Below are 14,900 nucleotides of genomic sequence, written 5' to 3' on the forward strand. Positions count from 1 at the left end.
CCTAAATCTCCTCTTTTTCGGCAGCAAAGCAGCCGCCCTGTTCGGCCTGCAAAGCCGCTATGTGAGCATCAACATCAGTATGGTCGCCCTCACAGTCATCGCCGGTCGCCACGAATGTGGACCATGACGCGAGGGCTTCGGTTGGATCATCCTCTAGCGGCAACACTTGCTCTTTCAGGATGCGCCAAATCGGCATTGTTCGAATTCCTTGATCAAGGTGCGACATAGCCGCCACAGTTAAAGTAGACCTGCGAGCCCGTGGTGATATTGGCGATGTTCAGCGCTGTTGCTGCCGTGCTCTTCAAGGGTGACGGAAAAGAAACCCGAACGGGGCAAACACCGAGAGCTTTCAGAAAGCCCCGATAGATCACGGTTGCGCCGTCCTTGACGACGAACTCGGTGTCGACGGAGGCATGGACGTTCTCGGCGGTGAGCCACGTCATGTAGTTACGGAGACCGGCTGCGGCTGCGGCTTTTACCGGAACATCTGCAGTGCCGACCTCGCCGCCAGAGGCAGCCGCGTAGGACCAATCCGCTTCAGGTATAGAGAAAGGCTTTATGACAAGCGCGCCGACGAGGGTAGAGACCAAATCTGCAACATCGCCCGTCTGCACAGCTGTATAATTTGCCGTCAGCGCGCGCGCGCCAGGGCGAACAGGGGAGCCGCTGATCGCTGCGTCGTGTGCAGCTTGACCACCCACGGTCGCCGTGCCCGAAATTGACGCTGTTACCAACGGCAACGCATTGGATGCTGGCGCTTTTCGTGCGTGTCCGACTACTGACACCGTGCCGCTGCCATACGTCGACAAACGCGCGCGAAAGTATCGGAGGAGATTGCCGAACCTGAGGGCGATAATCGCATTGGACGTGGCCGCAGTAATCGAAGATCCGACAGCCGCTACGCTTAAGCCGCCAGTCGAGAGCCAATTGGTATTGTCGTCGCTGGTTTCATACGTGATCGTGCATGATGTTCCTGCATTCGTCACTTGAACAGAAATGCTTTCGTAGCCCAGCATGTCCTGAGTGAAGAGCACACCAGCGCCGCTGAGTGAGCCAGAGACTGGAAGACCGTCCAACTGAGAAACAGGCAACCGCGTTGCGTCCGAATACGAGGTCGAACTGCTAAGCTTGGCCAAGACGGCCGCCAATGTCACCTCTGTTGCCGGCGCCGCAATGATCTTCGCCAGAACGGCGGCAACATCGGCGTGCAGCGTGTCGAGCTTGGTATTGGCACTGACCTGCAGCGTCGACGTCGCCTGCGGGATCGGCGTATCCGTCTCGTCGACCGGAATTGTCCGAGCGATGTCGAGGCCACCGACAGTGGTGACGGAGCGGCTTCGTGTTGCTGCCGCGGCGTCTTTATAGGTTACTGCTGTTCCGGCCATGTCGGCTCCTAGACGTCAAAGATGAACTGGCTGTTGGTGGCGATCGAGAAATCGAAGCTGGCATCGGTGCCGGTCGTGTAGACAATTTCGGAATCAGACCATGTGCCATATTTCCCGTTCGACCCGATGAACGCGGCCTGCACCTCGATCTGGGTTTCCAGTGGCACCGCATTGGTGTTGACGATGATCAGGCCGGCAGCCGGCACGGCATCCGGGTATTTTTGTTCGATCCAAGCACCCGGAACGCCGCCGCCGGTGTCAACGATCCGATAGCGCAGCACGGTTGTTACATCGGCGGTGTTGGGGTCGATGATCGCCACGCGGATATAGGCGGAACCGGCAGACGGCACGGCGTAGACGGTGTCGATCACAGCGCTCGGCACGCCATCCGATTCCGGCTTCGGCGGTACCGGCGGCGCCGATCCTTCGTCAATTGCCGGGACCCACGCATCGATGTCGGTCGGCATGACGACGAAGGTCATCTGGAAGCCGCCGCGCTGCACCGACAGAACCGAGCGGCGGTTGTTGATCAGCTTCCCGTTCATGGAAGGAATGCTTAGCGGGGTCTGCAGCCTGACCCACGGCGCATAGACTGCGTTGATGCCGGTGAAGCGGACATCGAGCGAGCCGCGCTTTTTCTGCCGCAGGCGGGCGAACTCGCGCTTGGCCAGGCGGCGCGCCTGGCGCCACTGATTGACCCAGAGATAGGACGCATCCTGCGGCAGCACCCGGCCGGCTTGGAGCTGCGCAGGCACGTCTTCGAAGAAGTCCGTATCTGTCGAGGTGTAATCGGTCGCCGGATAGGTGAACTTCGGAACGAGGCGGTTGACCTCTTCTTCCGGCAGAACGTCGTGCTGGATGGTATAGCCGACGATATCGGCATCCGTCAGCGTGGCGACGTATTTCTCGCGGAACTTGCCGGCGACGAACAGCAAGGCGCCGTCGCCGCGCTCGCACATCCAGCCGTCGCATGCGGCGAGAATGGCATTGGTGGCAGCCTTCGGGTCATGCTCCGTGGTGTCGAAGCCGCCGCAGGTATATCTTTTCTCGGAGCCGCCAACAGCGCGCGCTATGAGCTCGTCGCAGACCTCGGCCTCCTCTTGCCACATGTCGAGCACCGGCAGCAGCGCCTTCCTGAAATCCCGCTTCGTCCCAAACGGGTTGAAGCACTCGTGCCAGGCCAGTTGGACGGCCGGGTTTTCCGTGAAGACCCATGTCGAGGGGTCTTCTGGATCCTGCAACGGCTCACGAAAATCCCAGCACAAAGCCAGTTCGGCAACCACTGATAGCGCCGGCTTGCCATAGGGGAACAGCGACTGAAAGTCTTCGGCCTGAGGCGATTTGGCAACCATGCCGATGTACGCCTGGCCATCGCCGCGATGGTTGTTGGTCCAGATATCATCCGCCCCAAAATAGGCGACGATCTCCGAGATGGCCGTTTCAGGCGTCAATCCGATCCGAGTATAAAGCTGACATCTGGTTGTGCCGTAGCGATTGCCATGGGCAGCGCTGACATCGTTGCCGGTCAACACGATCTTGTCGTCATTGAAGTAGTAATCGATGTAGCCGTTGATCCGATGCGCGACGATCGCCTGCACGGAGATCATCAGATCGTCTGCGGTTTCCCAGAGCATCATCGCTCCGGCGAGCCTTGCCCGCCCGACACCCCAGAACCGATACGGAATGGCCTGTGTCAGCGGCTGGCGCCCGTCCTCCGGCTTCGGCGGGGTCGGAGCCAGCAGGTACGAAAGACCGACCGTCAGCGCGGTCGTGACAATTGCGGATGCAATCGCAGCGTAGGTGATCGTCGTGCTGCCGAAGGTGATCCCGCCCGTGCCGAGAATAGCGGTGAAGATCGGAACGAAGATGGGGTCCTTGTGAACCGGCCACTGGTATTCGCCGTTCCATCCAGAGGCGAGGAACTCCTGCGTCGTCGTCGTCTCGAACGCGCCAATGCCCGGATTGTAAGAGACCGGTTTGCCCTTCAGCGCCTCGCGGATGGCCGCCTCGAGCGGGGTTATGCGATGCGCCATGCCCTGCCCGTCCAGTCGAGTTTCTTGACCATCGGCCCGCGCGCCGACAGCACCGCCCAGAGTGGACCGAACTTGATCCCGGGAATGTGCTTGACCACCATGCCGGCGACATCGAAGCCAGTCATGGCGTTGATGATGCCGATATCGCCGTCCTGCGGCTGCTGGACGCGCTGGAAGCCCAAGGCGCCGAGCTTTGCCCCGACCAGCGCCCCAACCCCGCCAGCGGCCCGCAGGACGGCGTCAGCGCCATCGGCGTCAAAGTATGTCCCGCGCAAGTCGGCGGCAGGATCCTTGCCCGTCCTCGCCAGCACCCAGCCAGCGCAAAACGTGGTGCAATCCTCGCCGCCCATGCCGCCCCAGCGCCACCGGTGCGGCAGCCTGATATATTCCTCGAGGGTCATGATGCCTCAGTAGTTCGGCCATGCCGGAGCGACGCCGCGGCCAAGCCGCGCGATGTTCGAGCAGAACTCGTCCGTCGGATAGAACGCCTTCTGGTGCGCCGGCGTCCACAGCGACTGAGAGGCCCGCGACCTGGTGTTGGTGCCCGACACGACGGCCAGGCTCAGTGTGGTCTTCTTGTTCTCTCCGCCGGTGACAGCAGGAGATGATTCCGTCGGGTGCGAGGCCGTCCCGCTCCACAGCGCCACGATGCTGGACATCGGCTGATAGTATTGATCGAGCGTGGTGAAGCCTATCTTCAGATCCTTGCCGCGCACATCCGGCATGGTGTCCAGCACCTTTTGCGCGGTGGACGGATCGATGCCGGAGATACCGAACTCCACGGAACTCGACTGGCCGTTGACCAGCACCTCGAGCGTCGGGATGTTAAGCAGCCTGCCGCCGCCGAGATAGACGGTGTCATCCTCGTCGATGCTGTCGAAGCCGGCCGGGATGTCGTTGACGCCCGCCCAGATATGCAGACCGGGATCGGTCTCCAACCGAAAGAAGATGCCGAGGATATGGCTGGTCGCCATGGCTTCGAGCACCGGCTGCGGTACATAGTTGACCGAGTAGGAGCCGATCAGATCCTGCCATGCCATGGAAGGCGTCCGATCAGCCGCGACGGCTGTTGTAATCGCGCAGAGCCGAGCCAACGCCAGCTGCAGCGACTCGGCGGATATGCTCGTCTTCAGTAGCCCTGTTTACGTGAACCTGGATCTTCACTTCATGCCGGCGGATAGAAGCCTCTAAGGCTTCCAGCTTGCGCTCGACCATGGCAAGCCGCTGTTCGATCGTCATCGGACGGGTCTCCACAATGAAAGATCGGATTAGAATCTGGGATAGGTGATGTCAGGACGCTTCGACGAGTCCTTCAGACATTCCATAATGACGCCCTCAAGGTCTCTCGCCATTTTCGATCCGTACCGCTCGATGATGATCGGCATGACCAGATTAGCGGTAAAGGAGTCGTAGAATTGGCTGAAATATTCGGCGGGTACAGACGTTTCCATTGCTGCTTCCTTCTCTTAGAACGCTTCGACGAATTGAAAGCTGACGCTCGCCTGCATGAAGCCCTTTGCCCGCCATGCCAGCGTGAAGCCGACCGGGAACTTGCAGACGCAGCGTGGCCGGGCGAACTCGATGCGGGTGCCCGCCACAGCCGCCTCGCGCAATGGACGATCGAGCGAGAGCAGATATTGCGAGCCGGTGTAGACGACGCCGTCGATCGTCTCGGTGACGTCGACAGGATCCGAGGTCTCCCAGTAGCGGTAGGTCCGCCAGCCCTTGACCGGATGACTGATGGAAAACCAGTCCGACCAGCGCAGCGCGCGGCTGGCGCCATAGATGTTGATGGTGACCTGGCCGGCATTGAGCGCTGCATCCGCCGCGACGGTGCCGAACACCGTCGCCTGGCTGTAGCCGGCGCCGTCCGAAAACAGCGAACCGTCGGAATGCGGAATGCCGCCGATGATCGGCTTCGGAACACCATTGAACAGCGGGAACGGCCCCATCCAGTCGGATCGAACCGGTACGTTCATGAACCGGAAAGATCCGTTCATGCGGGCCGACACCCAGTTGATGTATTCGTGCTCCTCCGGCCGCTGCGCAAAGCAGTTTTCATAGCTGGCGACGAAGACGCCACCGCCGGTGGTTTCGATGGTAACGGATTCGCCGAGCCCGTTGCTGCCGCCCTCGAGGCCGCCGCCCTTGGTGTCGAACGACATTTCCGAGGCCTTGATGAAGCCGATGTCGAGCGTGGGCAGGCCTGTGTAGCGACCCATGCTGCTCAACCCTTCTGGGAGTTGTAGCGGCGCTGCAGTTCGCCGAAGCCGCCGCTGGCCTGCGCCTCGTGATAATCGCCGATGGCCTGCTGCGCGCCCTGCCGGGCCAAAAGGCGGATATGTTCGTCGCCACTACCGCCATAGACATTGACGTGGAGATTGACCTCTTGGCCCCGTCCGCCGCCGCTTGCACTCATGTTCGCGTTCGCGGCCATGTCCATCGAACGACCGTGGCTGCGAATGACGTCGCCGCCGCGCAGCTTGCGCAATTCCGGGCCGCGCTCGCCGACCCATGCCCAGCCTTCCGGCGCGCTCTCGGTGCCGTCGGCAAAGCCGAACAGCTTTGGCAGGAAGCCAAGCAGCATGGAGAGCAAGCCGCCGCCTCCGCCGCCGGCGGCGGCAGGTGCTGGAGTTCCAGCGCCTATGCCCAACATGGCCGCAAAGCCGCCAGGATCCGGCGTGAAGTTGCCGGGCTTGAGACCCTCCAGGATGGAGGCAAGGCCACCGCCTGCACCTCCGACGCCGCCCGCCAGAGAGCCGATGGTCTTGGTGACCGTCGTGTCGAGCCCGCCAAGGCCCTGTGTCGCCTTGTCCACCGCGGCGTTGAACTTGTCGACATAGACCGAGCCGGAGGTGCCGAGAATATCCGTGGCGCCGGCGCCGCTCTTCAGCGGGCCGCCGGTGAACCATGCCGAGGCGGCATCCTGCGGGTTGCCGTATTTGGTCAGGTACTTACCGAACTGCTTCTGGAAAATCGCATCCTGAGCGGCCGGATCGGCAAGGAACTGGTCAGGCGTAAGCGATTTGCCGAGCGCGTCCTTCGACCAGGACGGAATGTTATTGCCCATGACCTGGTAAGCGCCATAGGCCCGGTCGCCGTTCGTCCAGGGACCAAGCGCGGAATAACCGCCGCTGCCGGCGCTTTCGATCGAGCGGATCGCGCTGGCATAAGCGGCCATGCTGCCGGTGCCAACAGCACCAAGCGGCGAGCGCGTCACCGCACCAGGCGCATAGTTGTCATTGGCGAAGGCGCCGACCGCGCCGGCTGCTGCCGCGCCGAAACCAGCACCGCCAGGCACTTGCCCGGTCAGCGCCGAAGCAAGCCACCTCCCAAACATGTCAATGAGCTTGCCCAGCTGATCGTCCATGGACTTCGTCAGCGCGTTGAGAATCGCCGTTCCCAGCGCTTCGCCGACATCGCCGCCATTGCGCAGCAGCTCGGCCTTGAAATCGGTCAGGAAGCCAACGGCGAGACCCTTGGCGTCGGCGAAACGGGCGATGTCTCGCATCTGCTGCGCCGCCGGCGAATTGAGGTCGACATCGAGACCGGCGCCTTGCTGGCGCGAGGCGATCTGCTGATCCTGCGCCGAGCGGAACTGCTGCTCGCGCTCGAAATTGAGGTCCTTCGCCAGATTGGCGCGGGCGATCTCGTCTGCGACTAAGCCATAGGCGGCCGCCTTTTCCTTGATCCGGGCGATTTCCGCCTCATCGGCGGGAACACCCTTCAAGGCGGCTTCCTCGCGGATTGCCGCGATCTGCTCGAATTCCATGCGAAGACGCGCCGTTTCGCCGGCCGTCTTGCCGATCAGCTGCAGGTCGAGCTGCTGGCTGGCCAGCGTCTTATCGATTGCGCGGCCGCGATCGAGTTCGGCGTCGCGCGCCTCGGTGGCTTGCCGGTTGCGCTCGGCCTGCAGCGCACGATCGACGCGCGCCTGAAGGCCGCCGCCCTTGTCCGCATCCTGGAACGCGCGGGCGCGGACCTGCGCCTCGATAGCAGCCAGCTTTTCGGCGTTGGTGCGAGCCCGCGCCATCTGCTGCTCGGCCTCGAATTGATCGTTCTCGCGGCCGAGCGCGGCGTCCCTGCCGGCCACATAGCCGCCAAGCACACGCCGGTCGGCAAGACCGGGCCGCGTGTTCTCGCGATCGATGCGGTCGAGAATCGCCTTTAGTTCCTGCGCCTGACGCGCCGTCTCGACGAAATCCTTACCAAGGCTGATGACCTCGTCGGCCAGCTTGGTGATGCCCTGGGTGGCGCCGATCGCCTCGATATCGGCGTTGAACCTGGAGAGGTTCGGATGGTTTTCGGCGACCTCGATCTGAAACCGGTTGATGACCTGCTGGAACGGCTCGAACTTGCCTTTGACCTCGAACGCCGCCTCGCCGAGCGCCAGCACACTGTCCCTTGTATTGGCAAGCATATCGACATCGGCACCAGGCCGGGTCGCCAGCGTCTTGAACAGGCTGTCGACGTCCTTTTCGAAGCGCGGAATATCGGTGTGGCCCTGGCGGGCGCTTTCGATCAGGCTGGTGATCGGCCCGGCAAAATCGCTACCTTGCGCGCCGCCCATGTTCTGCCGGTCGAGCAGCGACGTCAGCGGGTTGGCATCGCTCAGATAGCCGGTCAGCATGCCGCCGGTCATGCCGCCGACCATTTCGCTGCCCTTTGAGCGGATCATGGTGTTGAGCATGGCCTGGTTGGCGCGCACATCGGCCGCGGTGAAGGCTTGGCCACCGACGGTACCGACCGTCTTGATGACCTCAGCCAGATCCCCGTACTGCTCCGTCAGCAGTTTGAGAGTGTCCGAATGAGCCTTGGTCGCTTCGGCCATCGACTTGGCGCCGTCGCGGCCCTTCATGAAATACTGGATGGCCGCAGCCGTCCCGCCGACCAGTGCCAACGTGACCAGCGAGACCGGATTGACCAGCGACAGGAAGGCTCCGCCGAGAGCCTTGACCGCGCCGCCGGCGCCAAGCGGCCCGAGAACCGCCTGCAACTGCGTTCCCTGCTGCAGGGCGATCTGCAGGGGCGACATGCCCATGGCAGCGGTGACGCCGATATCCTGAAACTGCGCGGCAATGTTGGCGGTGTTGAAGGCGCCGGGTCCTGCCACATGGTTCACCGCGGCAACATTCGCGTTGGCGGCCTGCATTCGCTTCGCGCTGGCGATGGTCTTTTCAGCGGCCAGAGCCTGGCCCTGTATCTGCGCGTTGGCGGCGCCGACTGCGGCGGCGAGCTGGGTTTGTCCCTTGGCAGCCAGTTCCGAGGCGTTTGCCGACAGGCCGAGCTTCTGGTTCATGCCGATCAGGATCGACTGCGCCTGCTCCAGCTTGATCTTGCCGCTGTCGAGACCGCGCGCGAGCGAGCCGAGACCGCTGTCGAATCGCTGCTGTGCCGTAAACCCTTCAACATATTGCCGCGACAGCCGGGTAAGCGCATCGCCGGTCTGGCTGATCCTGGTGTCGGTGGCAGTTGCGGCCTGACCGACAGCCTGCGCCGAGGCCACCATGGCGCGATCGGCGGCGACCTTCTGATCGGCGCCGGTCTTGTATTTCGAGGCATCGATCTCGGCCGAGGTCACCAGGCGGGAGAGTTGTATGGTCATTTGTTCTCACCCTCCTTCTTGGCGACGTGGATCAGCCATTCGTTGTCGATGGCGGTCATGAATGCGAGGAAACGCTCGAAGGCCTCGCCCTCGAGGCTGTAGCGCCGGGCATAGGCGTCATAGGCTATGAAGCCGATCGGCGATTCACCGCCCATGGCGCCATATTGCCGGTCGAAACGGAGCGCTTCCCACGCCTGCCAGTAGAACTGATGCCAGTACTCGGCACGCGCTTCTTCCGGCCGGGTCGGGACCTTGGCCGCCGGCAGTTCCAGCGGGAATTCGGCGGCGATCTTCGCCAGCCACTGGTTCTGGCCTTTCCGCTCAAGATCGTAGCGGAAGGCCGCGGCTAGTTTTTTGTTGCGGCCTTGACGAACTCGACCTGCTTCTTGCCGACACGGCCGGCGCACCAATAGACGATGTTGCGCAGCACGCGGTGCTCTTCGGCCGTCGCGGCATCGGTGGCGTTTTGCGGCGAATAGTCGACGTCCAGCCCGCGCCAGCCGAGCAGCAGATGGTCGACGGCAAGGCGCCCTTCGGCGGCGGCGAGCACGTCGGGAGGAATGATGCCTTCCGGATATTCCTTCTTCAGGTCCTCGAGGACCTTCTGGCGGGCAACCACATAATCCGGATAGTTGGTCGACCGCACCAGGAAGCCGAGCCCGGGCAGCGGCGTCATCGCGCCCGGGTTCTCGAGGTCGAGGCCGGGCCATTCCTTCGGCTCTATCCACTCGCCTTCGCGTTCCTTGGAAAGGTCAGCGCTTAGGCTGGCCAGCTTGATGGTCATGTCGATCTCCTGTCGGGGAGTTGGAGGGATCGGGCGGCTCCGACAAGCCGCCCGCCTTCTGCGCGCGCGGCAAAACTAGACCCGGTGTCGGCCGGGAACTCGGTCACGCGTAAAATTCGAGGCGATCCAGGATGAGATGCGCAGAGGTCAGGTCGTCCTTCGACGCCATGCCCGTCAAAGGCAGCATCGCGTCGGTGTTCTTGGCGGTCGCCGACGGCGCCCCATCGGTGAAGGTGATGCGTGGGATGGCAAAGATCAGCGCCTGGTTGTTCTTTGCGATGCGGGTGTTGATGTTGGTCGGCGTGCTGGCGAACAGCTTGTTCAGCAGGGCGTCCGATCCGAATTGCGTCGGCGCGTTGATGCTGACGTCGAAGCTGCCCTTGCCGATGTCGACCGGGCCGATCGTCTCGTCGCAGTCGAGCGCGTTGATCATGCGCAGATTGTTGTTCACGCTGATCTGCAGCGACTGCATCCAGTTCGGCGAGCCAAGGCAGACGCCGTTTTCGGCGATGCGGCCGACATTGACGGCCGCCGCCATGATGGCGTTCGTCGTCGCCGCATCGGGCGAGGAGTCGAGCGAAGTCGTCGAGGCCTGCCCGCTCATGCCGGAGAAGGTGATGGTGTATTTCGCCTTGTCCTCGGTGGTGAAGTTGAACTGTCCTTCGCCGGCCACCATGCCGCGCTGTGCGATGTAGGTCGGCACCGCTTGGCCCATGAAGCCGCGTTCGATGGTGCAGCTCTTGGTATCGACGCCATTCTTGATCTGGTCGCCGAAGAAAGCCTGGATGGTCTTGCCGGTGCCGACGTCTGTCGTCCAGCCGGACGGCAGGTTATCGAGCGTCAGCTTGGTCGCGGCGATGGCCGTGATGCGAGCCCAGGCGTTTCTGCGGGCAACCAGGCCGGCGGTGACCAGGAAGGCGAAGGTGGTCGCATCGGCGGCACCGCCGATCTTGACCCATTGGCCGACGGCGAGGCCGAGCGTGGTGAAATCGAGCAGCGTCGAGCCAAGGCCATCGGCGAGCGCCGTGATGTCTGCGGCGGCGCCCATGAAACCGACAACCTTCATGCGGGCAGCTGCCGGGGGTGCCGCTTCGGCAACGAAGCCGGCGCCGACGAAGGCGGGAACCGTGGCGCTGCCGGTGGTGCATTTGAATACGCCAGTGTTCGCCGAGGCGGTGAAGCCGGTGAAGCGGACAAGCTGACCAGCGACGAAGGCAGCACCCGTCGTCACCGTGGCGACGTCGGTGGTGTTGGTGAGCGCGGTGATGACGGAATCGGCGACGCCGTCATTGTCGCGGAACGGCGTGTTCAGCCAGGTCGAGCACATCAGTGATTTCAGCCACAGCGACAGCGGCGATTCATCGACCGGGAACGACAGCTCCCCATTGATTGGGCCGCTGTTGGTCTCATTGACCTTGACAGGGTCGCTGGCCATTCTGTCATCTCTGATCTCATCAGAGCTTACAAACGTTGGCTTAAACGCCAGTGTTTCGCCCGTAAACCGAGCCGTCCTCATTCGGGGGGTCGTGGGTGTCGTCCCCAGCGTCACCTCTTCAACCACACTCATCCTGGTCCGATTTGCGTCCATAGCCGTTTCTCCATAGCAACGTGGTCGCTCTCTGGTGGGTAGAGAAGCGGGTTAAGAGATTTGATGAAAAGTCGGAAAGGCGTTTACGTCGCCCAAGACTTGCCAGTTCGGATCGAACTGATTTGCGACGTTGATAGACCGTATTCGACCGCGAGATGCTTGCCGAGCGCGCCGAGCGAGAGCTTGATCCGGATAGCGTCGACTTGCTCGCGCTGCAATTTGGCAACCCCTATTTCGGCGCCACGAAGCACTCTTTTGCTCGGAACATCAAAGCGTCCGATATCCTCAGTCTTGCCGGTCACATGCGACCAAGTTCGCCCATTCGCTATGGCCTGGATGGTTGCCTTGGTGACACCCATCACTTGGGCCACCTGTTGGAACGAGTGCCCTGCCGCCAATAGCCCGCGAATGTCTTTCACGCTTTCGGTGTTGAGACGACAATTACCAGTTGCCTCACCGACCGCGCGTGTGACGCCAATCTGCGAGGCTGTGATCTTCGCTCTGGCGGCTTCCGTATGCCGACGCCCAGTCATAGAAAATACACGTCGTGCGATGTCGACAATGTTGTAGCCGTGTCGTCGATCGGCGGCCCTGCGGACATCAATCCAGTGCTGCTCACGCGCTATGAGCGCTTCGTCGCCATGCGCCATTTCCAACACTTCCCACTGAAAGGACCCTTCACCATATCGGCGATAAGCCTTCAGCAAATGTGTGTTGCAGTGCTTTCCGCTCCGAAGCTGACAGAGATGCACATACTGGCGAGCGCGGATATCGCGAGCGCTCCCGATGTAGACTTTGCCGTTTCGGACGTTGGTGACCTGGTAAATTCCGGAAAAGGACGGCAGCATAATCGGCCTCAAAGCAGCCCCCTTACTCTACAGCTTCGCCGGCCTTTTCCGCACCCTTTTTCGTCTTCGCGGCGATCGGCAACTTTTCGATGTAGCAGGCGTCGACCAGGCCATCGAAGCTCTGCGGCGCCAGATCGTCCTGCGGCGAGACGCGGTCGCCTTCCTTGAATCGGCGCAGCCGCGTCGAAAATGGTTTCAGCACCTGTGCCATCATTCGTCCCTTTCGAAGTTCACGATTGCCGTCATGGCGTAGTAATTGGCGAAGGTCCGGCCGGGATCGCCGGCGCCGATCGACGCGTCGCGAAAGGTGACGGCGTCGATGTCCTGGCCCCAGAACAGCCCGACCAGCTGTTTGGCCAATACGCGGGCCCGGCGGCTGCCGGTGCCGTTCGGCGTCATGACGTGCAGATAGACCTGCCCGCCCTCGCGCCACAGATTGTCTTCGCGCGGCTCGGCGCCGAGCGAGAACTGGTCGAAGAAATCGCCATAGATTTCGACATAGACGAACTCGGTCGGGACGTCGGGCAGCTGATAGTCATCGTTCTCGAAGACGACGGGCGTGATGTTCCACAGATCGGCGATCTGCTGCTCGACGACGTCGAAGGCTTCCGGGCTGGCCATCAGAGCGCGTTGATCACGAGGGCCGGATAAGTCAGCGGGGTGCCAGCCGCACGCCGGCGGGTTGTCCGCTTGAGCTTGTAGGGAGCCAGCGGGTCAATGCCGCCGGGCACGTCGACGTACTTCGTCTCGAATTTGAAGGCGCTGCTGAAGCGTCGATTGAGAGCGCCCTTTGAAAGGTCGAAGTGCCTCTTACCTGGTCCGTTGGAACCGGTCTCTGTTTTGCGCGTATAGGGCTGAGCGTTGAAGATGATCACTTCTGCATCCGCTCGCAGACGCGAATAATCGGTGACCACTGTCCTGCCGCCGACAACCACCACGAAAGACCTTGCATACCGGCCAGACCTGCGGGGCGAACGCCTGATCAATTCCTGCAGCGCAGCGTTGATGATCAGCGGCCAGTTGACGAATTCGTAGACGATCGGCCCGGGCGCCTTCACTGCCTCTTCCGGCGCACCCTGGACGCCGTTGACATAGCGCTCGTAGTTCGAGCTGGCGATCCCTTCGCCGATGACGCGCGCGAGCTCCTGCTTCGCGAAGGCCGCCAGCGCGTTGTTGATCGCCTCCGGCTCCATGCCGGCGGTCGCGAGCTTGAGATCGCGCTCGAAGAACTGGAAGCCAGCCATCAGCCGCCCACCGTCAAATCAACCCGCACCAGCTCATTCTGGAGCCGGATATGCTTGGCGAACTCGACATTCCTGACCTTGCCGTCCTGCACGATCTTATCGTTTTTCTTGACTGGCAGACGCCACTGCGCGCGGTTGATGTCGGTCGGGCTAAGCACGACGCGCGACCAGGTCTGATCGATGGCGCCCACGAGCTCCTCGGGCCGCAACGGCCGGATCGAAGCCCTGACATCGGCATCGAACGGGATCTGGATCGAGTTCGGGCCAAGCGTCAGCCGACGCAGCTTCACGTCCTCGCCGGCATCGAGCAGCGCGGCGTCGAGATCGGCGATCAGTTCGGCCGGCGTCGTCACCTGGCGTGAATCCGGCCCGACAACACGGTGCTGCCGGCATAGGTTCCGGTCGAGACCAGCTTCAGCCTGAGGTGGTCGCCGAGCACGCCGTCGATCGCGGTGTCGTCGGCCAGAGCGCCGTCGGACGGGACGACCTGCGTCAGTTTCGGCGTCAGCGCCGAGAAATTGAGCACCGCCGTTTCGCTTGCCGTCTGGAACAGCACACAGGCGATATCAACGGCCGTGGTTCCACCGTCGAGACTTGTTTGCAGATAGGCGCGGATCGTGGTTCCGCCACTGCCATAGGCGAGCCGCAGGTTGGCCAGTGCCGCCATCATGCCTTCAAGGTCGGTGACCCAGTCGCCGACCTGCGTTCCTGCCGCTGTGATGGCGAGGTCGCCAAGCGAGTAGAGGCCAGGATTGTCCATCATGCCACCATCATGTTGCGGAAGCGGGCGAGCTGGCCGGCGACGATGTCGGGGACAGCGCCCTCATTGGATTGACCCGGGACCGAACCGACCCAGTAGCCGCGCTCGACCCTGCGCACGTCAGGGATGTCGACAACCTCGGATTTCAGCGCGGGATCACGTTTGCTTTCGGCCCAGGCGAGCCGCATGAAATCCATGGCCGCCTGCTTGAGGTCGCCGGGAACGGTGACAAAGCCAGCCTTGTAGACGACTACGACCTTTCCGGCGCACCAGCGACGCGGACAGTCGTCGGAAAGCCTGGTCACAAGGCCTGATTCCGGATCGACCGAGAAGCTGACCTCATTTGTCAGCGTGACGCCGTCTTCGATCAGGCTCGTTATCTCGACATTGTGCCGTCGTGCCAGAACCAAAACAGCAGCATCGACCCTGCGGCACGTCTCGGTCAGCGTTTCCTGCAACAGCGTCGGCTCGGCGCCGGCGCCGATGGCAATCCTACATTCCGCCATGATGGCGGCACCAAGTCGCAGGTCGAGCGCCGCAAGCTTGGTGTCCTGGCTGGAATCTGTCACGCCGATTGCCTCGCGACGCTCGGCTTGGGTCAGCAGCGAGCGGTCACTCGCCGGTGTCGTGACCGCCAGGACGGACAGCATTGA

19 protein-coding genes are annotated in these 14,900 nt (G+C 62.4%); all 19 read right to left on the reverse strand.

Annotation, left to right across the window (positions count from 1 at the left end; all coding sequences use genetic code 11):
• Window position 1: 1 nt before the first annotated feature.
• The 19 genes from NKI08_RS12925 to NKI08_RS13015 all read right to left on the reverse strand — a co-directional run bounded on the left by NKI08_RS12925 (window position 2) and on the right by NKI08_RS13015 (window position 14,897).
• Entirely contained in the window at window positions 2-196 is a 195-nt protein-coding gene (locus NKI08_RS12925) for a hypothetical protein (RefSeq protein WP_352769748.1), read from the reverse strand.
• 16 nt (window positions 197-212) lie between these two features.
• On the reverse strand, window positions 213-1,385 hold the full coding sequence (locus NKI08_RS12930) for a hypothetical protein (RefSeq protein WP_352769751.1): 1,173 nt from the start codon (window positions 1,383-1,385) through the stop codon (window positions 213-215).
• An 8-nt stretch (window positions 1,386-1,393) separates the two neighbouring features.
• Window positions 1,394-3,418, reverse strand: coding sequence for a hypothetical protein (locus tag NKI08_RS12935; protein ID WP_352769754.1), 2,025 nt, complete (start codon window positions 3,416-3,418; stop codon window positions 1,394-1,396).
• Window positions 3,403-3,819, reverse strand: a complete 417-nt coding sequence (locus NKI08_RS12940; protein WP_352769757.1) for a DUF6950 family protein — start codon at window positions 3,817-3,819, stop codon at window positions 3,403-3,405. Before NKI08_RS12940 ends, NKI08_RS12935 begins: the two co-directional genes overlap by 16 nt.
• Window positions 3,820-3,825: 6 nt before the next feature.
• Window positions 3,826-4,458, reverse strand: coding sequence for a hypothetical protein (locus NKI08_RS12945; protein ID WP_352769760.1), 633 nt, complete (start codon window positions 4,456-4,458; stop codon window positions 3,826-3,828).
• Between the two features lie 13 nt (window positions 4,459-4,471).
• Entirely contained in the window at window positions 4,472-4,657 is a 186-nt protein-coding gene (locus tag NKI08_RS12950; RefSeq protein WP_352769762.1) for a hypothetical protein, read from the reverse strand.
• Between the two features lie 29 nt (window positions 4,658-4,686).
• On the reverse strand, window positions 4,687-4,869 hold the full coding sequence (locus NKI08_RS12955; RefSeq protein WP_352769765.1) for a hypothetical protein: 183 nt from the start codon (window positions 4,867-4,869) through the stop codon (window positions 4,687-4,689).
• 15 nt (window positions 4,870-4,884) lie between these two features.
• On the reverse strand, window positions 4,885-5,640 hold the full coding sequence (locus tag NKI08_RS12960; RefSeq protein ID WP_352769768.1) for a hypothetical protein: 756 nt from the start codon (window positions 5,638-5,640) through the stop codon (window positions 4,885-4,887).
• Window positions 5,641-5,645: 5 nt separating this feature from the next.
• Window positions 5,646-9,023 carry a phage tail length tape measure family protein gene (locus NKI08_RS12965; protein WP_352769771.1) on the reverse strand — a complete coding sequence of 1,126 codons (3,378 nt, stop codon included), beginning with the start codon at window positions 9,021-9,023 and terminating at the stop codon, window positions 5,646-5,648.
• Window positions 9,020-9,430, reverse strand: a complete 411-nt coding sequence (locus NKI08_RS12970; RefSeq protein ID WP_352769774.1) for a phage tail assembly chaperone — start codon at window positions 9,428-9,430, stop codon at window positions 9,020-9,022. Before NKI08_RS12970 ends, NKI08_RS12965 begins: the two co-directional genes overlap by 4 nt.
• Window positions 9,370-9,807 carry a hypothetical protein gene (locus tag NKI08_RS12975; protein ID WP_352769777.1) on the reverse strand — a complete coding sequence of 146 codons (438 nt, stop codon included), beginning with the start codon at window positions 9,805-9,807 and terminating at the stop codon, window positions 9,370-9,372. Before NKI08_RS12975 ends, NKI08_RS12970 begins: the two co-directional genes overlap by 61 nt.
• Before the next feature lie 103 nt (window positions 9,808-9,910).
• A complete protein-coding gene (locus NKI08_RS12980; RefSeq protein WP_352769779.1) occupies window positions 9,911-11,395 on the reverse strand; it encodes a phage tail tube protein in 1,485 nt (494 codons plus the stop codon).
• Window positions 11,396-11,478: 83 nt separating this feature from the next.
• Window positions 11,479-12,243 carry a GIY-YIG nuclease family protein gene (locus NKI08_RS12985; protein ID WP_352769782.1) on the reverse strand — a complete coding sequence of 255 codons (765 nt, stop codon included), beginning with the start codon at window positions 12,241-12,243 and terminating at the stop codon, window positions 11,479-11,481.
• A gap of 22 nt (window positions 12,244-12,265) precedes the next feature.
• A complete protein-coding gene (locus tag NKI08_RS12990; RefSeq protein WP_352769784.1) occupies window positions 12,266-12,454 on the reverse strand; it encodes a hypothetical protein in 189 nt (62 codons plus the stop codon).
• A complete protein-coding gene (locus tag NKI08_RS12995) occupies window positions 12,454-12,864 on the reverse strand; it encodes a hypothetical protein (protein WP_352769787.1) in 411 nt (136 codons plus the stop codon). The genes NKI08_RS12990 and NKI08_RS12995 overlap by 1 nt, the downstream gene beginning before the upstream one ends.
• Window positions 12,864-13,487: a hypothetical protein gene (locus tag NKI08_RS13000; RefSeq protein ID WP_352769789.1), complete on the reverse strand. Its 624-nt coding sequence runs from the start codon at window positions 13,485-13,487 to the stop codon at window positions 12,864-12,866. Before NKI08_RS13000 ends, NKI08_RS12995 begins: the two co-directional genes overlap by 1 nt.
• Complete coding sequence (locus NKI08_RS13005) at window positions 13,487-13,840, reverse strand: hypothetical protein (RefSeq protein ID WP_352769791.1); 354 nt, start codon at window positions 13,838-13,840, stop codon at window positions 13,487-13,489. Before NKI08_RS13005 ends, NKI08_RS13000 begins: the two co-directional genes overlap by 1 nt.
• The gene (locus tag NKI08_RS13010) at window positions 13,837-14,250 is read right to left on the reverse strand and encodes a hypothetical protein (RefSeq protein WP_352769793.1); all 414 of its coding nucleotides are present in this window, start codon (window positions 14,248-14,250) and stop codon (window positions 13,837-13,839) included. The genes NKI08_RS13005 and NKI08_RS13010 overlap by 4 nt, the downstream gene beginning before the upstream one ends.
• A complete protein-coding gene (locus tag NKI08_RS13015; RefSeq protein ID WP_352769795.1) occupies window positions 14,247-14,897 on the reverse strand; it encodes a hypothetical protein in 651 nt (216 codons plus the stop codon). The genes NKI08_RS13010 and NKI08_RS13015 overlap by 4 nt, the downstream gene beginning before the upstream one ends.
• Between the last annotated feature and the right edge of the window lie 3 nt (window positions 14,898-14,900).

This window comes from Mesorhizobium sp. M0768 (assembly GCF_040320195.1).
In the GTDB taxonomy this organism is placed as follows: Bacteria; Pseudomonadota; Alphaproteobacteria; order Rhizobiales; family Rhizobiaceae; genus Mesorhizobium.

Coding starts and splice junctions, on each gene's coding strand:
- NKI08_RS13015 (WP_352769795.1), bottom strand. CDS start 14,897: ATGCTGTCCGTCCTGGCGGTCACGACACCGGCGAGTGACCGCTCGCTG.
- NKI08_RS12975 (WP_352769777.1), bottom strand. CDS start 9,807: ATGACCATCAAGCTGGCCAGCCTAAGCGCTGACCTTTCCAAGGAACGC.
- NKI08_RS12980 (WP_352769779.1), bottom strand. CDS start 11,395: ATGGACGCAAATCGGACCAGGATGAGTGTGGTTGAAGAGGTGACGCTG.
- NKI08_RS12985 (WP_352769782.1), bottom strand. CDS start 12,243: ATGCTGCCGTCCTTTTCCGGAATTTACCAGGTCACCAACGTCCGAAAC.
- NKI08_RS12995 (WP_352769787.1), bottom strand. CDS start 12,864: ATGGCCAGCCCGGAAGCCTTCGACGTCGTCGAGCAGCAGATCGCCGAT.
- NKI08_RS13000 (WP_352769789.1), bottom strand. CDS start 13,487: ATGGCTGGCTTCCAGTTCTTCGAGCGCGATCTCAAGCTCGCGACCGCC.
- NKI08_RS12990 (WP_352769784.1), bottom strand. CDS start 12,454: ATGGCACAGGTGCTGAAACCATTTTCGACGCGGCTGCGCCGATTCAAG.
- NKI08_RS12965 (WP_352769771.1), bottom strand. CDS start 9,023: ATGACCATACAACTCTCCCGCCTGGTGACCTCGGCCGAGATCGATGCC.
- NKI08_RS12925 (WP_352769748.1), bottom strand. CDS start 196: ATGCCGATTTGGCGCATCCTGAAAGAGCAAGTGTTGCCGCTAGAGGAT.
- NKI08_RS13010 (WP_352769793.1), bottom strand. CDS start 14,250: ATGATGGACAATCCTGGCCTCTACTCGCTTGGCGACCTCGCCATCACA.
- NKI08_RS12950 (WP_352769762.1), bottom strand. CDS start 4,657: ATGACGATCGAACAGCGGCTTGCCATGGTCGAGCGCAAGCTGGAAGCC.
- NKI08_RS12945 (WP_352769760.1), bottom strand. CDS start 4,458: ATGGCATGGCAGGATCTGATCGGCTCCTACTCGGTCAACTATGTACCG.
- NKI08_RS12940 (WP_352769757.1), bottom strand. CDS start 3,819: ATGACCCTCGAGGAATATATCAGGCTGCCGCACCGGTGGCGCTGGGGC.
- NKI08_RS12935 (WP_352769754.1), bottom strand. CDS start 3,418: ATGGCGCATCGCATAACCCCGCTCGAGGCGGCCATCCGCGAGGCGCTG.
- NKI08_RS12930 (WP_352769751.1), bottom strand. CDS start 1,385: ATGGCCGGAACAGCAGTAACCTATAAAGACGCCGCGGCAGCAACACGA.
- NKI08_RS12955 (WP_352769765.1), bottom strand. CDS start 4,869: ATGGAAACGTCTGTACCCGCCGAATATTTCAGCCAATTCTACGACTCC.
- NKI08_RS12960 (WP_352769768.1), bottom strand. CDS start 5,640: ATGGGTCGCTACACAGGCCTGCCCACGCTCGACATCGGCTTCATCAAG.